Raw genomic sequence first — 26,306 nt, 5'->3', positions numbered from 1 at the left:
AAGTCCAGGTTATTTGACAACCTGGACTTAGACGAAGATTAGTCCAGGTTTCTGATCAGAGTTCTTAAGCCTGGCCGGCTTGTTCTTCCGGGGTGGCCTTGCGGAGGACCAGGCGGGTCCAGGCGCCGACGTAGATGCGGTCGTCGGCGTCGAGTTCCTGGCGCTGGCCCGGGGGGATGGGGGTTTCGGGGAGGGGGCCGGCGGCGGAGGCTACGTAGGTGCCGTTGGAGGACTGGAGGTCCTCGACCCACCAGCGCTGGCCGTCTGTGGTCAGTTGGGCTTGGCGACGGCTCACACCGGAGTCGTCGCCGCAGTCGACCTCGGGGGCGATTCCGCGGCTGCGGGAGGGGCGTCCGACTAGGACACTCTTCTCCGCGACCGGGATCACCACGGGCAGGCCAGGTGACGGACAGGGGTCGTCACTCTGCTGTACGGCGTACCAGTCGGGGTCGACCCAGCGTTCGACGACCCACTCCGCCACGACTGGTGACGGGGCAGGCGGTGCGGTCGGGGGAGTGGCCGAGAGGTCCAGCGACGACGCTGCGCGCGGCATGGTGCCGGTGGTGAAGTCGTAGCCGCAGCTCTCGCAGAACAGTGCGTCTGCGGCGGCTGAGTCCGAGCAGTTCGGACAGGTCTGCGTGGCTACTGCCGGACCGGGCGCAGCGACCGCCGGTGCGGGCGGTGCGACCGGAGTGGCAGCCGCGCCGATGGGGAGGCCGCAGACGTCGCAGTAGTCGGTCGAGACGGACGGGTGTCCGCTCGGACAGTTGACTGTGCTCATTTCTTCACCCGAGTGGTCTTCGTGGACGCGGTATCGAGAGCCATCTCATCGGCCTTCTCGACAGTCCGCTTCAGCCGGACGGTGCCGGTGTCCTGATCGTCGATGTCGACCACCTTGCGCAGGCGCGTGGTGGCCTCCTCGTTGCCGGTCTGGGCGGCCAGCTGGACCGCACGGCCGAGCTTGGTGGTCGCCGTGGCGGTGTCGCCGGCTGCCTTCGCGGCGAGGCCGTCCTGGATCGCCTCGGCCAGCTCGGTCTGTCCGGTGTAGTGCGCGACCTCAGGGCTGATCCGCGTGGTCAGTGCCTCGTCGGCCGACCACAGCGCCTTCACCAGGCCCTGTGCGACCACGTTGTCGCCGATGGTCAGCTGGACACGTGCGGCCAGCTGCTCCTGGCCGATGCCCTTCGCAGCCAGCCGGATCGACACGTGGTAGTCGCGGGACTCGTCGCCCCACGAGCCGGTCGGGTACGAACCGGTCAGCGGGTTGATCGACGTACGGCGTGAGGTCAGGTCCTCGACGGTCGGAGCCACCTGGCGGACGAACAGCACCTCGGCACCCTGCGGCGCCCAGACCCGCAGGTCGGCCTGAGCGACACCACGGCTCATCGCGTTCTGGATGAGCTTCGAGAACTCGGCCGCGAGCTGGCTCGGCGCCGGGATGATGTCGACGGTGCCGAGCAGGGCCTGGGCGATCCGCCGTACCTCGTCGACCTGCCAGGCCACGCCGACACCACGGGTGTCGCACTGGAACTGGCCGGTGACGGACTGGATGGCCTGGGTCAGCGCCTCCGGCGTCTCGTGCTGGTTCTCGCCGTCTGTCAGCAGGATGGCGTGCTTCTGCGACAGCGACGGCACGGTCGCGAAGACCCGGCCCGCCAGCCGCAGCCAGGTGCCCATCGCGGTGCCGCCGTCGGCGTAGAAGCGGGACACCGCGTCCTTGGCGGCCTGCCGGGTGTACTGGTCCATCTTGACCATCACCGGCTCCGCGGACGGCGGGAAGGCCAGCTGTGCGCGGTCGTTGCCGGAGATCACCGCGAACCAGACCCCGTCGAGGATCTGGTCGAGCGCGGTCTGGGCAGCGAACGCGGCTGCCTGCACACCCTCGCGGCCCATCGAGCCGGAGGTGTCGACGATGATGATCTCGCCCGCGTCACCACTGCCGGACTGGCCGGCCGCACCGGCGCCGGTGCAGTTCACGGTGACGATCGCGTGCACGTCGGTACCGCCGTCAGGCAGGAACTCGTTCTGGTAAACAGCGGCGGTGAAGTCTGCCATCTCGGGTCCTCTCGTTCGGGGCGGTGGGGTGGGAGAATGTATTTGGCTAAACACGCGCAAGCGTGACGGTGATGTTGTCCTGGCCGCCCTGGGCGTTCGCCCAGTCGACCAGTGCGGATGCGGTGGCGAGCGGGTCGCCGCCGTTGGCCGCAGCGGTCTGACGGACGAGGTCGGCCAACGGTGCCGCCTCGGAGCAGTAGTTCCACAATCCGTCCGAGCAGACCATGACCCAGCCCGGCTCGGTCACCTGGACAGTCGTCGTACGGGGTGTGTGGTCCGGAGCGTCCTTGCCCAGCCAGCGGGTGATCGCATGGGCGTGCGGTCCGGACTCAGCCTCTGCACGGGAGATACCGGTGGCGATCAGCTCAGCGGCCCAGGAGTCGTCCACCGTCAGTGCGACGGCTTCGGACGCGTCCGGGAACCAGTACGCCCGGCTGTCGCCGACGCTGCCCGCTACGAGCATCCCGTCCTCCAGTACGGCGGCCACGAACGTGCAGGAGGCCGGGTTCGGACTGTCAGGGCTAGTGCTCTCCAGAACGGCGTCGCTGGCGGCATCTGCCGCGGCATTCAGCCGGGCCACGATCGCACCGCTCCGAGAGGACTCGGTGCCGATGCCCTGTGCATGCCCAGCGGTCAGTACGTCGCGTGCGGCGCGCGCTGCGGCTAGTGAGGCGACATCGGAGTCGAGCGACGAGCTGACGCCGTCGCAGACCACCAGTAGTGCCCGGCTGCCCGGCTCGGCGTCGGCCGCGATCGCCATCGAGTCCTCGTTGCGGCTGTGCCGGATGCCCCGGTCACAGACCCCGGCCACCCACGGCGCCGGCTGCTCGCTGAAGTGGTCGCGCGGCTTGGCCGCCTTGGTGCCGCAGGTCTCGCAGTACCCGTCCGCGCCGACAGTGCCACCGCACGACGTACAGGGGCCCACCGGAGGCAGGGCGTTGATCTCGACGGTCGGCTCGGTGTCCGTATCCAGCGCCGGCGACGTCCCGGCCTCGGCGGGTACCAGCTCGCCGGGCTTGAGCTCGGCGCCGCAGGCCTCGCAGAAGCGATCGGCCTCGGACACGTGGCCACCACAGCTGGGGCAGACCGTGTCGGTCGTACTCGTCATCGCAACGTCCATCCTCGAACCTCGTTGGCCAGGTCGACCAGGGCGATCCGTTCCGGCCGGCTCTGGGCCTGGGCGGCCAGTTGCCGGTAGGTGGCTTCGAGCCCGTCCCGCAGAGCAGGCTCGGTCGCCACCCGGCCGTCGATCCGCAGACTCTCCTGCGGGCCCGACTGCCGTACCTCGTCCAGTGCGGTCCGGAACACGCTCGCCGCCAGGTTGGCCCGGTCGACCGGGTCGATGGTCAGCGACTCGATGCTGTCCATCGCCTGAGCGAGCGCATCCAGGCCACGCCCCGATCCTGCCAGTAGACCGGCTCGCTGCCGACGAGCCCGCACGTACGCGCCGCTGGTTCGCGGCACCAGATCCAGTGCGCCGAGCGCGCCGTCCAGGTCGCCACGGCTGGTCCGGATCGACGCCAGCCCGAAGGCCGACGGTGCGATGTAGTTGGCGTCCGTGCGCGCACAGGTCTGATAGAGGCCCTCGGCAACATCGAACTCGCCACTGAGCTCACAGGAGATCGCCAGCGCCAGTTTGGGCGCCAGCTCACCCGGCACCTGACCGTAGACAGCGTTGAAGGCGGACTGGGCCGCCTTCGCGTCGCCACGCGCCAGAGCGACCAGTCCGGCCATCCAGACCGCCCGCCACTCCCAGGGGTCCGCTGCGAGCAGATCCGCCACCGCGGTGTCGACCAGGTCGAAACGGTCCGCCCCAACCTCCAGAGAGGTCTCGGCGATCTCCAGCAGAATTTGCGGTGACGGCTCGGGCGCGTCGACCAGCAGCTCGAGCCGCTTGCCCGCATCCGGCACGCTGACGGTCTTCAACCAGCCGGCCATCTTGTCGCTGTCATCGGTGATCAATGACGGCAGCCGCTGCCATGGGGCAGCCGCATCACCCAGTCCGAGCGACTTGTCGCCCGGCGTACCGAACAGCAGGGATGACGCCGAGTGCTGTGCGGCCTTGACGCCCTGCTTGTCGGCGACAACCTCACGCAGTACGCCGAGGAGCTGCACGCGGAACTCGTCAGCGGTCTGGAAGCGGTCCGCCGGGTCCTTGGCGCAGGCCTTGAGCAGGAGCCGGTAGACCGAGTCGTACTTCTGGAACAGCGCCACCTCGCCGACCGGCGGCAGCGACGTGACATAGCGCGACTGGTACCCGCGGAACTCCATCGCAAGCACGCACAGCGTCCGGCCGAGCGTGTAGATGTCCGATGCGATCGAGGGGCCGACCTCAGCCACCTCAGGCGCCTGGAAACCGACCGTTCCGTAGATGGCCGAGTCCATGTCGTCGATCCGCCGGACACCGCCGAGGTCGATCAGCTTGACCGCGTCACCGACCTGGATGATGTTGTCCGGCTTGAAGTCGCAGTAGACCAGGCCGAGGTCGTGCAGGTACGAGAACGCGGGCAGGATCTCCAGCATGTACGCGATCGCCTGGTCGATCGGCAACGCGTCGTACTGGTTGTTGTTGGCCGTCATGCGCTGCTTGAGCAGCGTCTTCAGCGACGTGCCGCCGACGTACTCCATCACGATGTAGCCGGCGCCGTCGTGGGTGACGAAGTTGTAGATCTCGACGATCAGCGGGTGCTCGACCCGGGCCAGGAACTGTTGCTCGGCGATCGCGGCCGCGACGGCGTCCGGGTCCCCTGAGTTCAGCAGACCCTTCAGAACCACCCAGCGGTCGTTCACGTTCTGATCCTGGGCCATGTAGATCCAGCCGAAGCCACCGTGCGCCAGACACCCCTTGACCAGGTACTGACCGCCGACCAGGTCGCCGTCCTTCAGCTTCGGCGAGAAGGAGAACGGGTTGCGGCACTTCGGGCAGAAGCCCTCGGTGCGGCCCGGCTGACCGTCACGGGACCGGCCGACCGCGTTGCCGCAGCTGGGGCAGTTCCGGCGGTCCTCCGGCACCATCGGGTTCGCCAGGATCGCTTTGCTCGCGTCGATCGGCGGAATCGTCGGCACGTGGGTCAGACCGGCGCCCAGCCGCGCACCGCGCAGCCGGGTGGACGACGTACCGAGTCGGCGGGTCAGCTTGGAGCCGGCGGCCGCTGCGCGCGCAGAGCCGAGCGGTGTGGAGGCCAGGCGGTTCGACGCGCGGGACACCGTCGACGGGGAGCTGATCGGGTCTGGGTCCGGCTGGTCCGGTGCGACCACATCAGGGGCTCCGGCGACGGCCGACGGGCTCACCGCGCCGGCTGGTGCAGGCGTGCCGCACACGTCGCAGTAGCCGTCCACGATGGTGCCCGTGCAACCGGGCTCCTGGCAGGCGATGGTCGTCATCTGGTCCCTCCTGTGCTCTCCAGGTAGGCCTGGTACGCGGTGACGAGTGCAGCGAGCCGGACTGTGTCCACTGGCTCCGACTCCATCACCGCACGGCCACGCCGGTACAACTCCGCAAGGTCTTCGTTCTTCGGGGCCACTTGGCCCGACTTCACCTGATACGCGTCCAGCAGCGCGGCCAACTCGTCCCGCCGCGTCACAGCCGCCGCGTACGCCGTCTGCGCCTGCCCGAGCGCCCGCCGTACGGCGTCCAACCGGGTCAGGTACTTCTCCAGCTCAGCCGGGGTATTCGGAACCGGTCCAAGCGCAGTGACATCCGGTACGGCGAGGCGCGGGGCCGGTGTGACCGCAGCGACCGCTTTGTCGGCCAGCGCACGCACTGCGGTGCCCTGTGCTTCCAGGTCACCGCGCAGCGTCCGGGCGCGGGCTACGTCGGCCGCACGCTCCTTGCGGGTGGCCGCACCGACGATCAGGTCTCGTTCGGCGTGGGCAGCCTCGATCTCGAACGGGCCGATCAGGCCGCCGATGTCCGCACCACGTTTGTTGCGGTCGACAAGGTCTGTCAGCCGCCGGTCGAGATCGTGGTGCTCGGCGAGCGCGCTGTTGCGAACGTTCGCCGGCTCCAGCTTGACGAGGTCACCGATCCGCTCGACCTGCGCGCGCAGCTGCCGCAGCTTGGCGGCCCGATCCGCGTCGCCCGGCTCCAGCGCCAGCTTGGCGCGCAAGCTCGAGGCGAGGGCGTCGGAGAGTTTGCATGCCTCCGGCAACGAAACCGCCAGGGACCCGCCGACGCTGCCGGTATCGAGCCCGCCCCAGATCAACGTCGAGATCCGCTCGGTCTCGGTCTGGCCGACCCGTCCCGAATCCCACGTCACCAGGATCAGCTCGTAACGATCCGAGACCGCCTTCCAGACCGCCATGCTCAGCACGACATCCGCACTCAAGGAATCGGCGTCGGGAGCGCTGAGCGCGGCCTGGTCCAACTCCTCCAGCTCCGCCTTGCGCCGATCCCGCCAGCTCCCGAGCGCGCTCAGGAACGACAGCAGCTCCGACGCCGGAACGCTGCTCCCCATCCGCCCCGGCGGCGCCGGCGCGGTAGCCGTAGGAGTTCGAACCGTCATCGGCGTCCGTAAACTGGCGCCGGCGCAGTGGCTTTGCCAAGGTCGGGCTCGAGCCACTTCTCGTACGACGCCGCCCACTCGCCGTTGGCCTTGATGTCCTCGAGCACCTGGTTCACGAACTGCACGAGATCCCGCTTGCGGATGTTGATCCCGAGGCCGTAGGGCTCAGCGCTGAAGGCCTTCTCCGGTAGCACCTTCGCGTAGGGATCCTGAGCTGCGTCGCCGGCGAGCACCGTGTCGTCGCCGCTGATCCCGTACGCCCGGCCCGACTGGAACAGCACCAGGCAGCCGGTGTCGGTGTCAGCCGTGATCGGTTTGATGTTCGGGTTCTCTTCCTGCAGGTTGTCCAAGCTGGTCGAACCGGCCGGGGCACAGATCGTTTTCCCGTCCAGCTGCTTGTCCTTGGTGCTGGTCGCGGTCGAGTCCCGGGGGACCAGCGTCTTCTGGCCGGAGTGGTAGTACTCGGCGGAGAAGGCGATCTGCTGCCAGCGGGCGCAGTTGATCGTCATGTTGCGCGCGACGATGTCGACCTGGTTGTCCTGCAGCACGGGGATGCGTTGCGGGCTGGAGATCACCCGCAGCTCCAGGTGACCGACGTCGGTGCCGAAGATCGCCTTCGCGACCGCCTTCACCATGTCGATGTCGAAGCCCTCGATCGCACCGCTGATCGGGTTGCGGGAGCCGAGGTGGAGGCTGTCCGCCGAGACACCGGCGATCAGTCGGCCACGCGCCTTGATCGCAGCCACGTTGGGGCTGCTCACTGACGCACCCTCCGGTGAATACGACCGCACCGGGTTCAGGGTGTCGGGGCACTTCGGCGGTGCTGCGGGAGCAGCCACAGCCGGTGGCTGGGGCTTCGGCGGGAGCTCGGTCGCGTCGTACGCTCCCGAGCCGCAGGCGGTGACTGTCATCAGCACTGCGACCGAGGCCGCGATCAGCTTCTTCATCGGTATTCCCCCAGTCGCTGCGAGATTCCCCAGGCGATCAGCAGTGCGACCAGGATCCCGATCGGCAATCCCAGCCAGCCGATCGGCGGCAGCCCGTCCTGGGCGGCCTTCAGCTGGGTGCTGACCCCGCTGCTCTTGATCTGAAGGTCCCTCGCCGAGGACTGGTCGAAGGAGCTGAACGCGGCAACAGAGTCGTACTTCACGGACACCGGCGCGTTTCCGGTGGCGATCTGGACTGCGAGATCCCAGTTCCCGCCGGTGTCCTGCTTCCGGACCTCGGCGTGGGCGACCTGGTAGGTGTCCCACAGCCCGATGCCTGTGCTGGGACCGGTGATCTTGCGGAGCTGCTCGTCGACGACCTTCGCGGACGCGATGTAGGCCTTGTCGTACGCGTCGCCGGAGCCGCGGGCAATCAGGGTGAGGCTCTCATTCGAGCGTGCGTCGTACGCCGCGATGCGGGCTCGGGACAGCGCCAGCGTGGAAGCGTAGTCGCCGTCGCGTGCGTCCTTCGCGTGACCGGACGCGGCGAACAGCGCGAACCCACCGATCAGCGTGGTGAGCAGCACGATGACTCCGCCGACTGCGATCGGCACGTTGAGGTAGCGGTGCGTACGGCGGGCCAGCCAGCGCAGGGTGATGAACAGGATGACCAGCGCGACCAGTCCGCCGACGAACACCCACCAGACGCCGTTGCCGACTCCATCGAACTCAGTGTCGACGCGCTTCTCGTTTGCTCCGACCAGTGCCTTTACCAACGGCAGTGAGTCGTTCTGGAGAGTCGCATTCGCGTCCCGCAGGTACTGCGAGCCGATGGGGAGCCCCTGGCGGTTGTTGGCACGCGCCTGCTCGATCTGGCCCTGGTAAGTGACCAGGGTGGTGTTGAGCTGGCCCAGCGCGTCACGGTCGGCCGGCTGCGCGCTGGCGGCCTCGGCGACCAGACGTGCGGCCGAAGCCATCGAGTCGACGAAGTGCTGGCGCTGCTCGGGAGGCTCGAGCCCGCCGACCAGGAAGGCGTTCGTCGCGTCCGCGTTGGCGCTGACAAGGTTGGTGTGGATCGCCTGGATGCGGATGAGCTGGGCTGTGTTGGCCTCGGCGCGTTGCAGTGCACCGTCGGACTGGTCGAAGCCCTGCGCCGCGCACAGCCCGAAGACCACACTGATCGCAGCCGCGAGCACGAGGAACGCACGCATCCGCCCCGGCGTGCCTTCGAACCACTGCGCGACGGCGCCACGAGGAGCCGGCGTACCGGGTTGCTGAAGCGCTGCGCCCTGCTGCTGTGGCGCCGGCGGCGACCAGGTCGCGGGCGGCGCACTCTGAGTCTGGGTCACGCCTCAACTCCTTGCTCATTGGCGTCCGAAGGATCCGTAACGTCCGAAGACTCGCCGACGCCCGTCTCCGGTTCTTCGGACGTTGTGTCTTCGGAGGCGGGGGGATCGTCGCTGAGGTCCTCGGCGAGGATCTGACGCAGCTGGTCGGTCGTGGGTGCCGTCACATCGCGGAGGCGCCAGGCGTGCCGTCCGATGGCGGCTTCGAGCGTGTTGCGGGCGAAGCGGCCGTTGCCGAAGGACTGGCCGCGGGGAGTGTCGGTGAGGATCTCCCCGAACCGCTCCAGGGCCTCCGGCACCAGCTCGTAGTCGGCGCCCTCGGTCAGCCCCGTGAGGATGTCGGTGAGCTCTTCGTCGCTGTAGTCGTCGAAGGCGATCGTGGTCCGGAACCGGCTGGCCAGTCCGGGGTTGGCGGCGATGAAGACCGCCATCGGCTCGGGGTATCCGGCGACGATGACGACCAGGTCGTCCCGCCGGTCCTCCATCTCCTTCACCAGCGTGTCCACGGCCTCACGCCCGTACTGGTCGGCGCCAAGATCGCCTGCGGTCAGGCTGTACGCCTCGTCGATGAACAGCACTCCACCGACTGCTGAGGCCACCACCTCGGCAGTCTTGGTCGCGGTCTGGCCCAGATACCCGGCGACGAGCTCAGAGCGGTCCACCTCGACCAGTTGGCCCTTCGACAGCAGTCCGAGTGCTTTGTAGATCCCACTGACCAGCCGGGCCACAGTGGTCTTGCCGGTCCCCGGATTGCCCACGAAGACCAGGTGGCGGGTGATGGTCGGGCTCTTCAGCCCTGCCTCGGTCCGGAGCTTCTCCACGCGCAGTACGGCGACCTGCCGGTGCACCTCGCGCTTGACTCGCTCCAGACCGGTCAGCTCGTCCAGCTCGGCCAGCAGTTCGTCGACCGTCTTGGCGGGCGCCTCAGGCTTCTCCTCCGCCTTTGCCACAGCCGGAGCTGCGGGGGCAGGTGTGGAGCCAACTTGCAGCGGCCGGGCGCCAGCTGCCTGCAGCTGGGCAGCCGCAGCAACAGATGCGTTGCCGACAACCCGCATGGTCGGCTCACCCAACGTGCACGAGGCAGATGCGAGCTCGGCCAGCGCTTCGGCGTACGCGATCTTCTCGGGTGAGCCTGCGGTGACCAGCTCGGTCAGTACGCCGGTTGGTGCGCCTCGCCAGCGCCGTCCGCGGACGGCGGCGTCGAAGAAGTCCTGTGTGGTCGCACCAGGGAAGGCTTTGGCCCAGTCCGCCGGTGCACCGGGAGCCGACTCCGCCAGAGCGGCCGCAAGCGATAGAGCCTCCGTGCGGGCCCGCTCCTCGTCGACACCGGCACGTACGGCGATCTCCAGCAGCGCGGCCAGCGCCTGCTGCAGTGACAGTCCCCCCTCGCCGCTCATGCTCCCCCTCGTCCTGGTGGTGGTTGTAGTGGCCCGGTGTTAGGTGGTGGTGTGGAGGTGGTCGGACCGAGCGCCAAGCCTCCCCCTGTGGATCCGGTGCCGAACTTCTCCTGCAGGAACCGGCCATGGGCGATCAGTGCGGCCGCGTCGGCCCGGTTGACCGCGTCGAACACCTTGTCCATCGTTGCGCCCAAGAGGTCCAGCTGGTCGATCAGGATCATCAGAGAGGTCTTGCCACGGTCCACCGGCCGGGTGTCGGCCCACTGGCGTGGCAACCGCAGATACCCACCGATGGCCTCCGGCAGGTAGTCCGTCGCCGTAGCCATCACCGAGTACGCCTGGGCGCTCCCCGCGAGGTTGCCGAGCCGCGGGATGGTCTCCCGGACGATCCGCACCACCCTGTTGACCCGTGACGCCACCACAGCCGGTACGGCGCCCTCCGCGATCAGCTGCTCGACTCTGACCAGTGCTGCGAGCAGGTCGTCGTTCGTCGGTGCACGGGGTCCCGGGGCAGGCTCCGGCTCCTGCTGGCGACCAGTGAGTCGCGCAAAGAAGTCCCCCAGAGCCATGCCCGTCCCCTGCTAGTGGATTGGTGTCAGCGACCGATGTTGATATCGAGGCTGCCCTGGACGACCTGCTGGTTCTGGCCGGCGACTCGGTCCAGGTAGCTGCGGGACTTGGTCACCTCGGACTCCAGCGTGCCGATCGTTGCCGCCATGCTGTCGAGCGCCTCGGACTTGAACGTGTCGATCGCGTCCATGGTCGCGTAGATGTTCGCGAACGCGGCCTGCAGCTGCGGCAGCCCGATGGTTGCCGACGCAGCCTGCTGCTGGATCGCCACCGAGTTGTCCCGCAGCATCTGCGAGGTGCGCTCGATCATGCCGCTGGTGGTCGTGTTCAGCGCGGTGATCTGGTCCAGCACGAGCTTCTGGTTGCCCAGCGCCTGCGCCACGATGACCGCGGTCCGGAGTGCCGACACGGTGGTCGTGGAGGCCCGGTCGACGCCCTTGATGAGCTCGATGTTGTTCTTGATCACGATGTCGATGGCCAGGTAGTTCTGGATCGACACCGCGAGCTGGGTGAGCAGGTCCTGGTGCTTCTGCCGCACGTAGAACAGCACGTCCTCACGGAAGGCCTTCGCCTTGTCCGGGTTGGTCGCGTCCAGCTCCGCGATCGCTGCGGACAGACGTGCGTCCAGCCGCTCGGCGACGTACACGTACTGGTTCAGCCGCGTCATGGCGTCCCAGAGGTTCTGCTTCTCCAGGTTCAGCGCGGCGTTGTCCTTGCCGAGCTCGTCCTGGCCGTTCCGCAGCGAGTGCAGGATCCCCTCGAGGTGCGTCTGCGCGCTCTGGTACTTGCGGAAGTAGTCCTCGATCTTGTCGCCGAACGGGATCATCCCGAGCAGCTTCCGGGTCCCGGTCGCGCCCTTCGGGTCCAGGTCCTCGACGGTACGACGCAGGTCGAGCAGTGTCTTGCCGACCGTCGACCCCTCGGACAGTCCGCCGCTCTGCAGCGCCTTGACCGGCTGCTGCAGCAACCGGTTCGAGCTCTCGGCCGCGTTGCGGATGTCGATGTCGCCCATGCTGCGCACGTCACTGGCCTTGGCGGCGAACTCCGGCGAGCGGGGCTCGGCCACCATCAGCGCTGTGAGGAAGGTGTCCACCTTCGCGTCCAGACCAGGCAGTGCGGCCGCGTCAACGGCCGGAGCCAGGCTGGGCGCCGCCGTGGCGGCTACTGCCTGTGATGGCGGCGGAGCGGTCAGTATCAGGCCGGGCGCGGTCGCAGTCGGCGGCTGCAGCGGCGAGATCGCCGGCTGCGCAGCCGCTGCTCCAGCGGCGCCGGGCTGCCCGGTTCCTGCTGCTCCGGCGGTGTTATCGGCTTCGGTCATCGTCGTTCCCCTCCGGTGGCCTGCGCGAGGCGTCCCCCACCCTCGCGTGCTGTCACCTCCGTGACGCGCACACAATCTACGCGGTTCCCGGGCGACTTGGTGGTGTCGTTGTGTAGTCGTTGCCTGCTCAGCTACGCCGGTAGCTGACGAACGTGAAACCGTCGTGCGGGTCGCGGGCGGTTTCGGTCCAGTCCGAGCGGTCGAAGGCGGGGAACGTGACGTCGCCGGCGGGGGACTGGTCGACCTCGGTCAGTTCCAGGCGATCGGCGTACGGGAGTGCCTGTCGGTAGATCTCACCACCGCCGGCCACGTAGAGGTCACCGTCCTGTTCGAGGGCTTCCTCGAGCGTGTGGACTGTCTCGACGCCGTCTGCTGCCCAGTCCGGTTGCCGGGTGACGACGACGGTACGGCGGCCGGGGAGTGGTCGGCCGATCGAGTCATAGGTCTTGCGGCCCATCACCAGCGTGTGTCCGAGGGTCAGCTGCTTGAAGTGCTGCAGGTCCTCGCGGATACGCCACGGCAGGTCGTTGTCGCGCCCGATCACGCCGTTGGCGCCGACCGCCGCGATGAGGATCACCGTCATACGGCGATGGGGGCCTTGATGCCCGGGTGCGGGTCGTAGCCGACCAGTTCGATGTCGGCGATCTCGTAGGAGTCGATCGAGTCGCGCTGTGCCAACTTGAGGGTCGGGAGCGGCCGGGGCTCGCGGGTCAGCTGCAGGCGGGCCTGGTCGAGGTGGTTCAGGTACAGGTGCGCGTCGCCGAGGGTGTGGACGAAGTCACCGACCTCGAGTCCGGTCTGCTGGGCGACCATGTGGGTCAGCAGCGCGTACGACGCGATGTTGAACGGCACACCGAGGAAGATGTCGGCGGACCGCTGGTAGAGCTGGCAGGAGAGCCGCCCGTCGGCCACGTAGAACTGGAACATCGTGTGGCACGGCGGCAGCGCCATGTTGTCGACGTCCGCGACGTTCCACGCGTTGACGATGTGCCGGCGCGAGTCGGGGTTCTTCTTGATGCCCTCGATCAGTCCGGCGATCTGGTCGACCTGACGGCCGTCCGGAGTCGGCCAGGAGCGCCACTGGTAGCCGTAGACCGGCCCCAGCTCGCCGTCCGCGTCGGCCCACTCGTCCCAGATCTTGATGTTGTTCTCGTGCAGCCACTTGATGTTCGTCGAGCCGCTGAGGAACCAGATCAGCTCCCCGAACACCGACCGCAGGTGCAGCTTCTTGGTGGTGACGGCCGGGAAGCCTTCAGTGAGGTCGTAGCGCGACTGGTACCCGAAGACACTCAGCGTGCCCGTCCCGGTACGGTCCCCTTTCTCCGCCCCGTGGTCCAGCACATGCTTCAGGAGATCCAGGTACTGCTGCATGCGGTCAACCTACTCCCTGACAGACTCGCGTCCGTGGAGCACGTACTCACTCTGGTCATTCGCGTCGAGAAGAACGCCCGCCCGCAGCAGACCGACGCTCTGGAGGCCGCTGCGCTCGCAGTACTCGCGATCCTCGCCGACGACCGCTCCACCGGCGAGGGGGAGTGGGCCGCCGCCATGGCGGCCTGGCAGGACCACCGCATCCGCAAGGTGGTACGCCGTGCGCGTGGTGCCGAATGGCGCCGAGCCGAAGCCCTCCCCGGCCTCACCATCACCCACGGCACCGCCGAGGTCCGCGTCTTCCCGCCGGTCCCACTGGACGATGTCCCCAAGGACCTCGCGAAGCTCCAGGTCACCGGCACCGACTTCGACCAGCCCGAACCCCCTGCAGTACCGCACCCCGGCGTACCAGTCATCTGGATCAACCCGGCACTGCAGATGTCCAGCGGCAAAACCATGGCCCAAGTAGGCCATGGCGCCCACCTGGCCTGGCTGGCCCTCTCACCCCAGCACCGCAAGGAGTGGGCCGCCGCAAACTTCCCCCTGGCCGTCCGCAAAGCCGCCCCCGGCCACTGGGCCCAGCTCCTCCACACCGACTTCCCCGTCATCCAGGACGCCGGCTTCACCGAAATAGACCCCGGCTCCCGCACAGTCATCGCCGAACACCCGCACCTCAGATCAACCTGATCTGCCACCGGCGCCGGTCCCCGCTCGTCGACGAGGTCCAGTTGCTGGGGGTGTAGACAGGAAACGGTGGGCCTGAACAATGCATAACTTGTTCAAGTCCCCGGCGCGGTGTGCCTACCCCCGGTAGAGGTCCCTGCCGACGTTTCAGCCCACCTGATAGCCCGCCAGTACGATTCGGTCGAGGTCTGGCGCATTGGCCGGCATCTCGCTCTCGTAGGCGAAGCCGAACAACGTTCTCAGTGCCTCCTCGGCCAGGTCGAGCGGGTTGAAGTCGAACGGGCGGGGTGGCGCGTCCTCGAGTGGTCCGTCGATCACGATGAAACGGGTGAACTCGGCGATGTCGAGGTCCTCCTCCTCGTCGGCAGTGCGCTTGCCGGCCCAATAGGGGAGTTCGAAGGCGAGTGGTTCGCCAAGGTTCTCGAGGATGTGGTCGTCCGGCGACAGGCTCAGAGAGCGACGCAGTGTGCCGCCCTCCCAGATCGCGTACGCGAACCAGGCATCGGTGCTGTGCATCGCGTGGAGGTAGAGCGTGCGATCCCGGGCTTCGTCGATGTAGTGCTGCGGTAGCTCGGACGGCTCGTACTGTGCAGCGGATTCGGTGAGTATCAGGGTGAGCCCGGGGAAGACGCCGGCGTACACGGTGCCCTCGTCCGGGGCCGACTCCGATCCGAGGCTCGCGTCGTCGATAGGGGTCAACGGAGCGCTCGGGTGGAGTCGTTCGACGAAGGCTCGCGTTGCCTCGCGGTCCAGCGTGGGCTGGCTTCGGAGGATGTCAGCGGCGTTGCCCTCGGCGTACACGAGCATCCAGTCCTTGGCTCCCATGGAGCAGTTCTACCGGATGACCTTGTAGTGGAGGTGGGTGACTCGGTCACCCTGGATGACTCGGGGGTTGTCGAGGAGGAGTTCGGGGCCGGTGTAGTCGCCGAAGAACTTGCGGCCGGTGCCTAGGAGGACGGGGGCCAGGCTGTAGGCGATTTCGTCGACGAGGCCGGCGGTCAGGGCCTGGCCGGTGAGGTTGCCTCCGGTGATGGCGACGTCGTGGTCGCCGGCGTGGGCCTTGGCTTGGGCGACGGCTTCTTCGATGCCGTTCACGAAGGTGAAGGGGGCGTCGGGGAAGGGCCAGTCGGTGGGCGGCTGGTGGGTGACGACGAAGACGTGGTCACCCACCGAGGGGACGCCGTTCCAGCCGTTGGTGATGTCGAAGAGTCGGCGGCCGATGATGCAGGAGCGGACGTTCGGCCAGGTGCTGTTGATGTAGTCGGCACTGGCCTGGGTGACGTGGAAGGCGCGGTCCGGGTCGGTGCCGTAGACCTCTACCGGTCCGTTGCCGTACCAGTCGAACAGCGGCCCGACACCGTCGTCGAGGTTCGCCACGAAGCCGTCGAGTGACACGACGGCGGATGCGATCACGTTGCCCATGACTACTGCTCCTTGGCGACCAGTTCGGCGAGGCGGTCCATCGAGTCGTTGACGCCGTCGGCCATGCCGTACTCGACGGACATGTCGCGGGCCTCGACGGACGGGAAGACTGACTGCTGGTGCAGCCGGACTCCGGTCTCGGTCGGCTCCAGGGTGATCTTCTCGATGCACACCTGGCCCGGTGCGCCCTCCCACTCGAAGGTCTGGATGATCATCTTGTCCTGCTCGACGGAGTGGAAGACCCCGCGGAACGCGTACTCGCCGTTGGCGTCCTTGTGGACGTAGCGGTACGCACCGCCCCGGCGGACGTCGTACTCCTGGATGTCCGCCTCCAGATCACGCGGACCGAGCCACTGGCCCAGCAGCTCCTTGCTGGTCATCACCTTGAACAGCTGCGCGGGTGTGGCGTCGAACTCGCGAGTGACCTCGACGAACGGCGTACCGGCGGGGGTGTTGATGGTGGTGGCGTTCATTGCTCCTGCTCCTTCATGGCGTTGAGGACCGCGTCCATCCGGCGGAAGCGGCGTTCGGTCTCCAGTCGGTACTCGTCGATCCAGCTGGTCAGTGCCTCGAGCGTGGCCGGCACCAGGTGGCAGGGGCGGCGCTGGCCGTCCCGCGTCCGGGTGATCAGCCCGGCGGCCTCGAGCACCTGGATGTGTCGCGACACCGCCTGTGTGGTGATCGGGAAGGGCGCGGCCAGCTCGTTGACGGTCGCCGGACCGCGCGACAGCCGCGCGATCATCGCCCGCCGTACCGGGTCGCCGAGCGCGGCGAAGGCCCGATCGAGCTGCCCGTCATCAACCGACATCTTTATCAACCATTCCCTTGATCAACCGATGTGTTGAATATAGGGAAACGTGCCGGCCGGCGTCAAGAGGTGGCTTTAGCAACTCTGGTTGACAAGCGTGAGTTGTCAACCTAAGTTGCTTGCATGAGTGAGTTGGTGGATCCGGAGGACCCGGGGGCCGGTCTGGCCTCGGTCGTGGCGTTGCGCCGGTTGGCCGACCGGCTGGAGGACAGCCAGGTGGAGCAGGCGATGCGGGCCGGCTGGAGCTGGACCGAGGTGGCCGAGGTGCTGGGGGTCACCCGGCAGGCCGTGCACAAGAAACACGCCCGGCGGCTGGTCGCCGCCGGGGTTGCCTTGAGGAGGCGCTGATGTCGTCGGACACGAAGGACCTGCGGTCGTTGCTGGTGCACGAGGCGCGGGAGATCGCGCGCCGGGACGGTTCCCGGACGGTCGAGGCCGAGCATGTCCTGCTGGCGTTGTCGCGGACCGAGACCGCGGCCGCCCGGATGCTGGCCGAGGCCGGGCTGACCGAGGACACGATCCGGGCCGCGCTGGATCGCGAATGGGAGCAGGGGCTGGCGGTCGCCGGGATCGCGATCCGGATCGGCGTGCTGCCGGTGGCCACGCCGGATCCCGACCGGTCGCCGAAGGTCGGGGAATCGGCCATCCAGTTGCTCCGCCGCGCGCTCGACGCCCCGCCGAAGCGATCCGTCGGCCGGATCACTCCGATGCGTCTGCTGGCCGGCATTCTCGACAGTGAGCGAGGCCGCGTCGCCCGGGCGCTCCGGGCCTCCGGCATCGACCGCCGAGCCCTCCACGCCCAGGTGCTCGAGGTGATCGCGGCCGGTTAGATCGTTTCGAAGGCGGCCATCATGGCCATGTCTTCGTGTTCGAGGTTGTGGCAGTGGATGAGGTACTTGCCTTTGTGGGCGGTGAACTTCACCAGGACCTCGACGACCTCGGCGGGCTTCACGTCGACGGTGTCCTTCCAGCCGGCGTCGTACGGGCCGGGTTCGCGGCCGCGGCGGCTGAGGACCTGGAAGGGGGCGAGGTGAACGTGCACGGGGTGATGGACGTCGGTGACGAACGACCAGATCTCGTACTGGTCGAGCTTCACCTGCGCCTGCATGGTCACCGGGTCGAAGGGCTTGCCGTTGATCGTCCAGCCCTGGTGGCCGCCCGCATCGCCGCGGCGGAAGCGCCACTGCCGTTTGATCAGTCCAGTCGGTGCTGGGATGGCGGCGTACGTCGAAAGCTTGGCCGGGATGCTGCTGTCGTCGCTGGCGTGGCGTGCGACCTTGAAACGCAGTACAGGCGCGTCTTTGTCGAGTCGGTTGACCACAGTGACCTCGTCACCAGGCTGGTACGCCGAGAAGTCCACGATCACGTCGAATCGCTCGGCCGGTGCGATCACCAGCGTCTCGTGCTCGACCGGTGCGCCGAGTAGTCCGCCATCACTCCCGATCTGCACGAACTTCGCCGGACCACGATCCAGCGCCAGCTCGTAGCGCCGTGCGTTGGCAGCGTTCAGAATCCGCAGGCGGTACCGCGCCGCGTCCACCTCGTGCACTGGCCACGGTGCGCCGTTCACCAGCGTCACATCGGCCACAACGCCTTCCATATAAGCCGCTTCGACACCTGGGCCGTCCTTGGCAGCCGGGTAGATGAACGAGCCGTCCTCGGCGAACGCACGGTCCGCAATGACCAGTGGGAGCTCACGCTCGCCATGTGGCAGCGGTAGCCGGTCCTCTTCCTCGTCACGGATCAGATGCAGGCCGAAGAGCCCCCGATAGACCTGTGGTGCGGTGTAGTCCATCCGGTGGTCGTGGTACCAGAGCGTGGCCGCGCGCTGTGTGTTCGGAAACGTGTACGTGCGGCTCCCGGTCTTCACGTCACCGCCCTGCATGGTGTGGTGACCGGAGTGGTCGTGGTGCTCGCCTGCTGGCATCAACAGGTCCAACGGCCAGCCATCGCTCGCAGCGGGCGTGTGGCCGCCGTGGAGATGCAGAGCAGTCGGTACGTCGAGTTCGTTGACCTGCTCGACCACAGTGGTCTGGCCACTCCGCACGTCGAACGTGGGCCCCGGGAACAGGCCGTCGTACCCGAGCACCTCGGTCTTGAGTCCAGGGAGGATCTCCAGGCTCGCCTTGCGCTGTACGACGCGGTAGTGGCCCGGCGACGTGGGCTTCTTCACCGGTGGGATTGGCAGCGGGACGGTGAACGGCTGGGGGAGTTTCGCCTTGCTGCGCAGGAGTTCACCGGCCTGCGAGGGAGAGGCATCCAGTCCGCAGCTGGCTAGCGTGCCGGACAGTGTGACGGCAGCTCCGGTGGCTGCGAGCAAGGTACGGCGGGACACCTTCACTGCTTGACCTCCTGGCGGCCACGGCGTGCGGCCGGACGGAACGACCAGATGGTCATCCAGATGACGACGGCGACGATCGCCGTACCGAGTGGGATGTGGACGGCGAAGTTCTGCAGGTAGCCGAAGGTGATCTGGGCGGCCTCGGCCGCCACCAGCACGACGGACAACAGCAAGGGCCGGATGCGTCCGCCACCGCCGAGCCAGTAGATGCCGGCGATGATCACCTGCACGAACCCGAGCATCCAGACCGTCGAGCCGATCGGGCCGTGCAGGTTCATCGCATCGACCTCCCCGGCCAGGAAGTAGCCGGCCAGGATCGGCTGCATGCAGACGAAGGCGGCGTGCAGCAGCAGGATGATGCGCAGTGCCCACAGTGACGCCTGCGGGCGCCGGATTCGCTGCTGTGGCTGGGCTGTGAGTGTCATGCCGCCACCTCGGTCCGTACGACGCGTCGGCAGGTCCAGGCGGCGAAGCAGACCGTACTGCCGATCAGTGCGACCCCGAGCGGGATGTGGATCGCGAGCTGCTTGTTGAAGCCCATGGCGATCTGAACGGCCTCGGCGGCCAGGATCGCCAGGGCGATGAGCGGTGCGAGCAGTCGGCCACCGCAACGCCAGTAGACGATCGCGACGACCAGCTGGGTGAGTCCGACGAAGGCGAGCCCGATGCCCACCGGCTCGTGGATCTGCAGACCGGTGGTGGAGCCGTTGAGGTAGATGCCGATGGCGATCGGCTGCAGGCAGATCGCCGCGGCATGCAGGACCGCGACCAGGCGGAGCACGGCAAGTGACTTCATGTAGACAGACAATAGTAGGCTGGCTACATGTAGAGCAATCAGGTTTCCCCCGGACAGAGCTCTCCTGGGGAATCAGGGATGGAGTTGTTTACGTGAGGCGGCCGAGCGGCGCGACGGTGATCCCGGCGCGCTCGCAGACCCAGTGCGGGTCGGGGCCGAGCTCCGGCTCGATGCGGAGCTCGTGGTCGTTCAGGTCGTCGCAGGCGGTGCAGCGCGGCCAGCGGACGCGGGAGTCGACCAGACGGTCCTGGACGTCCTGTGCCACCAGCCCGGCGATGTGTTCGGCGCCGTCCGGCCACTGATCGAGCCACCACTGCCGCTCGGCCACCGCGTCCTCGACCACCGTCACCATGACGGCGTCGTTGAAGCCCCGCGCGGCCAGGTCGTGCAGGACCATGGCTCGGGCGGTCAGTAATACCCCTGGCTCACTCATCGCCCTTCAGAGTGCCAGACGCCACCGACAAACCCCAGTCAGCTGCCAGGTAGCTGGGCCCGACTAGTTGGCGCAGCTGGGGCTCGGGTCCAGGCGGTCGGCCAGGCGGAGCTCGCGGGCGGCGGCGGAACGAAGGGCTGTGCCGAGACGGGTGCGCAGTGCTGCGATGCGGCGCGGCGGCTCGTCATACGGCTCCTGCGGAGCGTTCGGGAGAGCCGACTGCGCCAAGGCGCGAGAGTTCTCGACTGCGGTGTTACCGGCCATGAATGACATGGGTGCTCCTTTCTCAGAGCGTTCTCGGTGCTGGTCCGCTGCTGGAGCGGACGACCAGGTTGGTCGGAAGCATGATCTGGCGTTCGGTGGCTTCGGGGTCGAGCAGGAGTCGCCCGAGTGCTCGGCCTTTGTCCTTGATGGGTTGGTGAATGGTCGTCAGTCCGGCCTGCTCGGCGGCTGGGATGTCGTCGAAGCCGGTGACGGTCACGTCGCGCCCGGGAACCAGCCCGCGCACCCGGATCGCCTCCATCGCACCAAGCGCCTGCACGTCGCTCAGTCCGACGATCGCGGTCGGCCGGTCCTGAGAGTCCAGCACCCAGCCGGCGCCGGCCACTCCGGAGTCGAAGGCGTTGTAGCCACCGGACACCAGCCGGATGCGGGCCTCCGGCATCGCCTTCCGTAGCCCCTCGACTCGCAGGATCGGATTGCCGCTTGCGACCTCGTCCAGCCCCATCTCCACCGGGCTGCCCGGTGCCTGCGCGTTGTCGAGCAGTACGACGATGTCGCGGTGGCCGAGCCTGGTCAGGTACTCACCCAGTCCAGCCGCTGCTGCCACCTCGTCGATGGCGACCCAGCTGTCGGTGAAGTTGCCAGGATCGGTCGCTGCGGCCGGCAGGCCGCGCGCGGCCAGAATGTCCAGTGCTGGATGGCCATGTGGCACGCAGAAGATCGCTGCGGCGTCGATCGCGGCCTGTTTGACCGCTGTGCTGTCGTCCTCGGTGTCCTCGCCGCCGAGCGGCATCAGCAGCAGGCTGGTGCGGAACTCCTCGGCGACCTCGGCCAGTCCGGCCAGGAAGCCGACGGCGAACGGATCCGAGAACGCGTAGGACAGCTTGTCGGTGAACAGCACTCCGATCGCCCCGGCCTTGCCGCTGCGCAGGGCCCGCGCGGACGCGTCCGGTCCGGCGTAGCCGAGCTCGCGGGCGGTGGTCAGGATCCGGTCGCGGAGTGCGGCGGACAGCTGGTCGGGCTTGTTGTAGGCGTTCGACACCGTCGACAGGGAGACGCCCACGGCCTTGGCCACGGTCTTCAACGTCACTCCGGCCATCTCCCGCACCCACCTTCTGTATCGTTCTTCTAAATCGATCTAGAAAAACGATACAGAAGGTTGCGGAGGAGTGCAACCGCTTAGTCGACGGACACCGCCTGGGAGGATGGGCGCATGGCTTCGTTGCTGGAGGTGATCGCGCTGCATCCGGCGGATGCAGAGGCGGCGCAAGAGGGTGGGGCGGACCGGCTGGAGCTGTGTGCCTCGATGGAGGCCGACGGGCTGTCGCCGTCGGTCTCGACGGTCAGTGCGATCCGCCGGGTCACCGATCTGCCGCTGCGGGTGATGCTGCGGCTCTCGGACTCGTTCACCACCAACGGAGCCGAGCTGAACCGGATGACCGCCCAGGCGCAGGCCTACCTCGCGGCCGGCGCGGACGGGTTCGTGCTGGGCTTCCTGACGCCGGACAACGTGGTGGATGCGGAGTCGGTGGCCGCACTGGCCAGCACCTTCGCCGGTACGCCGTGGACGTTCCACCGCGCGATCGACGCCGTACTGGAGCAAGCTGCTGCATGGCGTGCGTTGCGCTCGCTGTCCGGTCTGGACTGTGTGCTGACCGCGGGGTCGTCGCTGGGCGTCGGCCACGGGCTGGACGACCTCTGCAAGCTGGCCAAGGCGGATCCGGCCGTGGCCAGCGTCATGATGGCCGGCGGTGCGCTGAAGCCCGAGCATGTGCCGTGGCTGTACCAGTCCGGCGTGCGGCGCTTCCATGTCGGCTCGTCGGTCCGACAGGACGGCTCCTGGACCAAGGCCTACGTGAACTCGCGTTTCGTCCGGTCCTGGCGCAACCTGCTCGACGCACAGGACTCCCGCGGATGATTCTGATCGATCCGCCAGCCTGGTCCGCCTGGGACCGGCTCTGGTCGCATCTGGTCAGTGACGAGTCGCATGAGGAGCTGCACGCTTTCGCCAAGGCGGCCGGCATCCCGGCGCGCGGGTTCGATCGCGACCACTACGACGTACCCAGTGATCGGTACGACGACCTGATCGCGGCCGGCGCCGTACCGGTGTCCAGCCGGGAGCTGGTCAGCCGCATCACCGCAGCAGGGCTCAGACACCGCAAAGGTCACCGTAATGGGCAACAGCCCCCAACCAGGTGAGGTTGGGGGCTGTCGGTCAGTCGAGTAGCTCGGTGACTGTGCCTGCGGCGACGGTGTGACCGCCTTCGCGGACCGCGAAGCCGAGGCCGACGTTCATGGCGATCGGCTTCACCAGCTCGACGGCCAGGTCGACCGTGTCGCCCGGCATGACCTGAGTGGTCGTGCCGAGGTCGATACCACCGGACACGTCCGTGGTCCGGAAGTAGAACTGCGGCCGGTAGTCCGAGGCGAACGGCGTGTGCCGGCCACCCTCGGCGGTGGACAGCGCGTGCACTGTGGCCCGGAACGCGCGGTGCGGACGGACCGTACCGGGCACTGCGACCACCATGCCGCGACGAACCTCGTCCCGCTTCACACCACGGAGCAGGATCGCCGCGTTGTCACCGGCCTGCACTGTGTCCAGCGTCTTGCCGAACGTCTCGATCCCGATCGCCGTGCTGCTCACGGTCTCGCCGAGACCGACCACGTCGACCGCCGCACCGACCTTGAGCGTGCCGCGCTCCACCGCACCGGTGACAACCGTGCCCCGGCCGCTGATCGTGAGCACACCCTCGATCGGCATCAGGAACGGCTCGGTCAGCTCCCGCTCCGGGGTCGGAACGTAGTTGTCGACCGCATCCAGCAGCTCACCGATCGCAGCGGTCCACCGCGGGTCGCCCTCCAGCGCCTTCAGGCCGGAGACGCGCACCACCGGTACGTCGTCGCCCGGGAAGCCGTACTCCGTCAGGAGCTCACGGACCTCCAGCTCGACCAGGTCGAGCAGCTCGGGGTCGTCGACGGCGTCCGCCTTGTTCAGTGCGACCACCAGGTACGGCACACCGACGCGCTGCGCGAGCAGCACGTGCTCCCGCGTCTGCGGCATGGCACCGTCCTGTGCGGACACGACCAGGATCGCGGCGTCCACCTGGGCGGCGCCGGTGATCATGTTCTTCACGTAGTCGGCGTGCCCGGGCATGTCGACGTGCGCGTAGTGGCGGGACGCGGTCTCGTACTCGACGTGGCTGATGTTGATCGTGATGCCACGCGCGACCTCCTCCGGCGCCCGGTCGATCCCGTCGAACGCGACGAACCGGTTGGCGACCGGGTCGCGCTCGGCGAGCACCTTGGTGATGGCGGCGGTCAGCGTGGTCTTGCCGTGGTCGACGTGACCCATCGTCCCGATGTTGAGGTGCGGCTTGGACCGCACGAACTGGCTCTTGGCCATGAGTTTTCCCTTGCTGGTCAGAAGAATCGCCTGATCCAGGACCCTCCGGCTGGCCTCCCGGCGCTGTCACCGCGCGGAAGGGGGCCGGTCTCGGGCCACCCTCCTCCGCGGGTCCTGATCAGCAGGAAGAGGGTCGGCTATCGACTGACGCGGCAGCCCACGTGGGAGCGCCCGTCAGGCCGGTGCCTGACAGGTTCAGCTCGAAAACCACGCGGTACATGCGGATCACGTTAGGAAGTAACACGCGCTACCGCAACGTAATTCCCAGCAGGTCAGTTGAGGGCGAACAGGCGGGTGCCGTCGGAGAAGACGGGCCGCGCACCGGCCACTGTGGTGACCGGCTTGTTGCAGGTGACCTCTTCGGACCGGGCCACCGACGCCGCGGTCGGGCCGGGCAGGATCGGCCGGGGCTGGATCCCCGCGGTGCCGATCATCACTGGCGAGCAGCTGCCGTTCGACTGCGGCATCAGCGTGACCACGCGCCCGTCCGGCAGCAGTGCGAAGCCGTCACGCGGGTACTCGGGCTGCTGCAGCTTCGGCGGCACCTCCAGCAGGTGATGCCACTGCGGAGTGCCATCAGCCGGGCTGGCCGCCGACACGTCGTAGGTCTGTGGCTGTGTGGGGTCCGTTGCGTTGCGGCAGGTGATCAGCACGAGCGATGCGTGGGTAGCAGCGAGCTGGGCGTCGCAGGACGCCTGACCCAGCTGCGGTCGCGGAGTGCCAGGTACTGGCGTCGCCCAGCTGATGCTGCGTTCGCCGACGTCGATCGCCCACTGGTAGAGCGTTCCGCCGGCTGCAGCCGTCCAGATCAGGCCGGAGACCTGACGGGTGTCCGGTACGGCGACCAGATCGCCGACCCAGGTGTCCGGGTCCAGCTCGGTACTCAGCTCGAACCGCTGACCCAGATCGACCGCCCAGCGCTCCTCACCGGTCTTCAGATCCAGACCGCGCACGACAGCGCTGTTGCCGGCGCACGCGTCGACCACGATCGCTTGGTCGTTCAACAGCTCGCCCTGCGTCACGTTGCAGCGCAGCTGCGTCCGCCAGTGCGTCGGGTTGCTCACGCCATGCGCGGCGACGTAGTTGCCTTCGGCGACCAGCAGTTGGTCCTGGTTGACCGCGAGTGCCCGTCCGTCCGAGTGAACCTCGGTCAGCACCTCACCGGTCACGGCGTTCAGTACGGCGTACGTCGGCAGGTCGATTCCGGTCGGTGCGCGATTTCCGGCGTACGGGAGGTTGGCAGCGACGATGCGGCCGTCGCCCGAGACGAGGAGGCCCTTCGAGCCGCTGGAAGCTGCGTCGTCGACATCTGCCCGCGCGTACCGCCAGCGGATCTGGCCGGAGTTCGCGTCGGACATGACCACGCCGTCCTGTCGCAGCTCGGCCACGCCACCCGCCGTACCGGCGATGGCACCAGCTGCAGGTACCTCGCGGGTCCAGGCGAGGGTTCCGTCGAACTGCACCGGGAGCTGAGTGGGCTCGGCGGTGGTCGTCGTACTGACGGTGTTGGCGGTCTCCAGTCGGGCCTGGACGAACGGCTCGCCGGCAGACACCACGATCGAGGCGAGCAGTGCTCCGCACACGGCAGTGGCGGCGACACCCAGCCAGTCAGGGGGAGCCTGCGAGTACGGCGGTGAGCGGCGGAGCCGGCGTGCCAGCGCCAGCAGTCCGCCGGAGAGGATGAGCGCGATCGAGGCGAGCAGGAGGTACGGCCAGCGCTCCGACATGGCCGCACCGGGCTGTGCAGCCGGCCAGCGCCACCAGCAGACCGCTACCGCGATCGCCCCGGCCACTGCGAACAGCAGTGCCGGTATGGCCAGCATCCGCTGCCGGGCACGCCGGAACCAAGCACAAGCGAGTCCGGTGGCAATTGCCGTGCCGGCGATCGGAGTCCAGAGCGGGAAGCCGGTGATGTCCGACGGGTCGGCGGGCCACTTGGAGGCGGCGCCCAAGCCGCGGCCGAGCAGCACAGACGCGGCCACGACCGCACCGAGGGAAGCGCCGAAGTAGACGAGCGGCACGAGCCCACCGATCGGCCTGGCCGCCTTCGGGCCCCAGGAGTCGAGCTCTCGGTCGATGTTGGCGCGCGCGGTGCGCTCCCAGGCGTCGTGCCCCTTGCCGGTCGCATACAGCTCGGTCTCGGCCAGCCCCTGCAGGAACGACATCCGGCCGCGGGCGAAGTCCCGGTCGTCGATGTGCGCGTACTCCAGGCGGATGCCGGCCGCGTACTCGTCGTACCGGTCCGCGGGCATGCTCAGGATGCGCAGGTCGGCATCGCAGAGCACCGAGCCGTTCGCGTCGTCGGGGGCACAGTCGTGCTTGGCGGTCAGCCGGACCAGACGGCCGACCTCCTCGACCTTGGCGGCGTCGACGCCGTACGCGGCGAGCTCGAGCTCGGCCAGCTGGGCCGAGACCTCTTCGTTCTCGCCGGGGTCGGCCTGCGGGTCGTAGATCGCGTCGTGGAACCAGGCGGCCAGCCGGACCGTGTCCGGGTCGTCGGCGGCGTCGGCGAGCTCGTCCACCGTGAGCAGAACCTCGGTCAGATGGCGCTGATCGTGATAGTGACGATGTTGCTCTGCGTAACGAGCCAGCAGATCATCGCCCAACGGCTGCGCGTGCGGCAGCAGGCGATTCCACTGGTCGCGCAGGTCCATGGCTGCGAGTCTCGCACCCGGAACGAGTCCCGGCCGACCGATCCGGGGCTCCCGG

29 protein-coding genes are annotated in these 26,306 nt (G+C 68.1%); 5 read left to right on the top strand and 24 right to left on the bottom strand.

Translation table 11 applies throughout. The features are described from left to right. Positions 1–64: 64 nt before the first annotated feature. From OG474_RS10215 to OG474_RS10160, 12 genes are all read right to left on the bottom strand, one after another. The gene (locus tag OG474_RS10215) at positions 65–781 is read right to left on the bottom strand and encodes an FHA domain-containing protein (protein ID WP_405062009.1); all 717 of its coding nucleotides are present in this window, start codon (positions 779–781) and stop codon (positions 65–67) included. Further along, positions 778–2,055 (bottom strand): VWA domain-containing protein, encoded by a 1,278-nt coding sequence (locus OG474_RS10210; RefSeq protein WP_405062008.1) that lies wholly within the window; start codon positions 2,053–2,055, stop codon positions 778–780. The genes OG474_RS10215 and OG474_RS10210 overlap by 4 nt, the downstream gene beginning before the upstream one ends. Positions 2,056–2,101: 46 nt before the next feature. Beyond that, positions 2,102–3,175 (bottom strand): protein phosphatase 2C domain-containing protein, encoded by a 1,074-nt coding sequence (locus OG474_RS10205; RefSeq protein ID WP_405062007.1) that lies wholly within the window; start codon positions 3,173–3,175, stop codon positions 2,102–2,104. Next, positions 3,160–5,439, bottom strand: a complete 2,280-nt coding sequence (locus tag OG474_RS10200) for a tetratricopeptide repeat protein (protein ID WP_405062006.1) — start codon at positions 5,437–5,439, stop codon at positions 3,160–3,162. The genes OG474_RS10205 and OG474_RS10200 overlap by 16 nt, the downstream gene beginning before the upstream one ends. Further along, on the bottom strand, positions 5,436–6,560 hold the full coding sequence (locus OG474_RS10195; RefSeq protein ID WP_405062005.1) for a hypothetical protein: 1,125 nt from the start codon (positions 6,558–6,560) through the stop codon (positions 5,436–5,438). Before OG474_RS10195 ends, OG474_RS10200 begins: the two co-directional genes overlap by 4 nt. After that, positions 6,557–7,507: a glutamate ABC transporter substrate-binding protein gene (locus OG474_RS10190; protein ID WP_405062004.1), complete on the bottom strand. Its 951-nt coding sequence runs from the start codon at positions 7,505–7,507 to the stop codon at positions 6,557–6,559. Before OG474_RS10190 ends, OG474_RS10195 begins: the two co-directional genes overlap by 4 nt. After that, a complete protein-coding gene (locus OG474_RS10185; protein ID WP_405062003.1) occupies positions 7,504–8,835 on the bottom strand; it encodes a hypothetical protein in 1,332 nt (443 codons plus the stop codon). Before OG474_RS10185 ends, OG474_RS10190 begins: the two co-directional genes overlap by 4 nt. Then, positions 8,832–10,229 (bottom strand): AAA family ATPase, encoded by a 1,398-nt coding sequence (locus OG474_RS10180; protein ID WP_405062002.1) that lies wholly within the window; start codon positions 10,227–10,229, stop codon positions 8,832–8,834. Before OG474_RS10180 ends, OG474_RS10185 begins: the two co-directional genes overlap by 4 nt. Further along, positions 10,226–10,798: a hypothetical protein gene (locus tag OG474_RS10175; RefSeq protein ID WP_405062001.1), complete on the bottom strand. Its 573-nt coding sequence runs from the start codon at positions 10,796–10,798 to the stop codon at positions 10,226–10,228. The genes OG474_RS10180 and OG474_RS10175 overlap by 4 nt, the downstream gene beginning before the upstream one ends. Positions 10,799–10,824: 26 nt before the next feature. Continuing rightward, entirely contained in the window at positions 10,825–12,117 is a 1,293-nt protein-coding gene (locus tag OG474_RS10170) for a toxic anion resistance protein (protein WP_405061999.1), read from the bottom strand. 127 nt (positions 12,118–12,244) lie between these two features. Further along, complete coding sequence (locus OG474_RS10165) at positions 12,245–12,700, bottom strand: dihydrofolate reductase (protein ID WP_405061998.1); 456 nt, start codon at positions 12,698–12,700, stop codon at positions 12,245–12,247. Next, on the bottom strand, positions 12,697–13,488 hold the full coding sequence (locus OG474_RS10160; RefSeq protein ID WP_405061997.1) for a thymidylate synthase: 792 nt from the start codon (positions 13,486–13,488) through the stop codon (positions 12,697–12,699). The genes OG474_RS10165 and OG474_RS10160 overlap by 4 nt, the downstream gene beginning before the upstream one ends. Before the next feature lie 33 nt (positions 13,489–13,521). Between OG474_RS10160 and OG474_RS10155 the strand changes: the two genes are divergently transcribed. After that, positions 13,522–14,175: a peptidyl-tRNA hydrolase gene (locus OG474_RS10155; protein ID WP_405061996.1), complete on the top strand. Its 654-nt coding sequence runs from the start codon at positions 13,522–13,524 to the stop codon at positions 14,173–14,175. A gap of 144 nt (positions 14,176–14,319) precedes the next feature. On the opposite strand, the gene OG474_RS10150 is transcribed toward OG474_RS10155, so the two are convergent. From OG474_RS10150 to OG474_RS10135, 4 genes are read right to left on the bottom strand one after another with little or no spacing between them, the layout of a single operon-like run. After that, entirely contained in the window at positions 14,320–14,997 is a 678-nt protein-coding gene (locus OG474_RS10150) for a DUF6928 family protein (RefSeq protein WP_405061995.1), read from the bottom strand. 9 nt (positions 14,998–15,006) lie between these two features. Continuing rightward, on the bottom strand, positions 15,007–15,594 hold the full coding sequence (locus OG474_RS10145; protein ID WP_405061994.1) for a dihydrofolate reductase family protein: 588 nt from the start codon (positions 15,592–15,594) through the stop codon (positions 15,007–15,009). Positions 15,595–15,596: 2 nt separating this feature from the next. Beyond that, entirely contained in the window at positions 15,597–16,067 is a 471-nt protein-coding gene (locus tag OG474_RS10140) for an SRPBCC domain-containing protein (RefSeq protein WP_405061993.1), read from the bottom strand. After that, positions 16,064–16,402: an ArsR/SmtB family transcription factor gene (locus tag OG474_RS10135; RefSeq protein ID WP_405061992.1), complete on the bottom strand. Its 339-nt coding sequence runs from the start codon at positions 16,400–16,402 to the stop codon at positions 16,064–16,066. The genes OG474_RS10140 and OG474_RS10135 overlap by 4 nt, the downstream gene beginning before the upstream one ends. Before the next feature lie 123 nt (positions 16,403–16,525). Between OG474_RS10135 and OG474_RS10130 the strand changes: the two genes are divergently transcribed. Both OG474_RS10130 and OG474_RS10125 read left to right on the top strand, forming a co-directional pair. Continuing rightward, positions 16,526–16,750, top strand: a complete 225-nt coding sequence (locus OG474_RS10130) for a hypothetical protein (protein ID WP_405061991.1) — start codon at positions 16,526–16,528, stop codon at positions 16,748–16,750. Then, positions 16,750–17,232: a Clp protease N-terminal domain-containing protein gene (locus OG474_RS10125; protein WP_405061990.1), complete on the top strand. Its 483-nt coding sequence runs from the start codon at positions 16,750–16,752 to the stop codon at positions 17,230–17,232. Before OG474_RS10130 ends, OG474_RS10125 begins: the two co-directional genes overlap by 1 nt. Here the strand turns inward: OG474_RS10125 and OG474_RS10120 are convergent. The 6 genes from OG474_RS10120 to OG474_RS10095 form a co-directional block, all read right to left on the bottom strand. Further along, on the bottom strand, positions 17,229–18,737 hold the full coding sequence (locus OG474_RS10120; protein WP_405061989.1) for a multicopper oxidase family protein: 1,509 nt from the start codon (positions 18,735–18,737) through the stop codon (positions 17,229–17,231). The two genes, OG474_RS10125 and OG474_RS10120, sit on opposite strands and share 4 nt — an antisense overlap. 2 nt (positions 18,738–18,739) lie before the next feature. Then, a complete protein-coding gene (locus OG474_RS10115; RefSeq protein WP_405061988.1) occupies positions 18,740–19,168 on the bottom strand; it encodes a hypothetical protein in 429 nt (142 codons plus the stop codon). Beyond that, complete coding sequence (locus OG474_RS10110; RefSeq protein WP_405061987.1) at positions 19,165–19,539, bottom strand: hypothetical protein; 375 nt, start codon at positions 19,537–19,539, stop codon at positions 19,165–19,167. Before OG474_RS10110 ends, OG474_RS10115 begins: the two co-directional genes overlap by 4 nt. Positions 19,540–19,627: 88 nt before the next feature. Further along, positions 19,628–19,972 carry a hypothetical protein gene (locus tag OG474_RS10105; RefSeq protein ID WP_405061986.1) on the bottom strand — a complete coding sequence of 115 codons (345 nt, stop codon included), beginning with the start codon at positions 19,970–19,972 and terminating at the stop codon, positions 19,628–19,630. 63 nt (positions 19,973–20,035) lie between these two features. Continuing rightward, positions 20,036–20,245 carry a hypothetical protein gene (locus OG474_RS10100; protein WP_405061985.1) on the bottom strand — a complete coding sequence of 70 codons (210 nt, stop codon included), beginning with the start codon at positions 20,243–20,245 and terminating at the stop codon, positions 20,036–20,038. A 13-nt stretch (positions 20,246–20,258) separates the two neighbouring features. Then, on the bottom strand, positions 20,259–21,293 hold the full coding sequence (locus OG474_RS10095; RefSeq protein WP_405061984.1) for a LacI family DNA-binding transcriptional regulator: 1,035 nt from the start codon (positions 21,291–21,293) through the stop codon (positions 20,259–20,261). Positions 21,294–21,407: 114 nt separating this feature from the next. Here OG474_RS10095 and OG474_RS10090 point away from each other — a divergent pair, with 114 nt between their 5' ends. Further along, the gene (locus OG474_RS10090; protein ID WP_405061983.1) at positions 21,408–22,112 is read left to right on the top strand and encodes a copper homeostasis protein CutC; all 705 of its coding nucleotides are present in this window, start codon (positions 21,408–21,410) and stop codon (positions 22,110–22,112) included. Beyond that, the gene (locus tag OG474_RS10085) at positions 22,109–22,393 is read left to right on the top strand and encodes a DUF4031 domain-containing protein (RefSeq protein ID WP_405061982.1); all 285 of its coding nucleotides are present in this window, start codon (positions 22,109–22,111) and stop codon (positions 22,391–22,393) included. Before OG474_RS10090 ends, OG474_RS10085 begins: the two co-directional genes overlap by 4 nt. A gap of 16 nt (positions 22,394–22,409) precedes the next feature. Here the strand turns inward: OG474_RS10085 and tuf are convergent, their stop codons facing one another. Then, complete coding sequence (gene tuf, locus OG474_RS10080) at positions 22,410–23,597, bottom strand: elongation factor Tu (RefSeq protein WP_405061981.1); 1,188 nt, start codon at positions 23,595–23,597, stop codon at positions 22,410–22,412. A gap of 272 nt (positions 23,598–23,869) precedes the next feature. Then, complete coding sequence (locus tag OG474_RS10075) at positions 23,870–26,251, bottom strand: hypothetical protein (RefSeq protein WP_405061980.1); 2,382 nt, start codon at positions 26,249–26,251, stop codon at positions 23,870–23,872. Positions 26,252–26,306 lie beyond the last annotated feature (55 nt).

Origin of the sequence: Kribbella sp. NBC_01505 (genome assembly GCF_045040285.1) — a bacterium.
Classification (GTDB): Bacteria; Actinomycetota; Actinomycetes; order Propionibacteriales; family Kribbellaceae; genus Kribbella.
The sequence above is the reverse complement of the archived record's forward strand: the minus strand, read 5'-3'. Positions and strand labels throughout refer to the sequence as shown.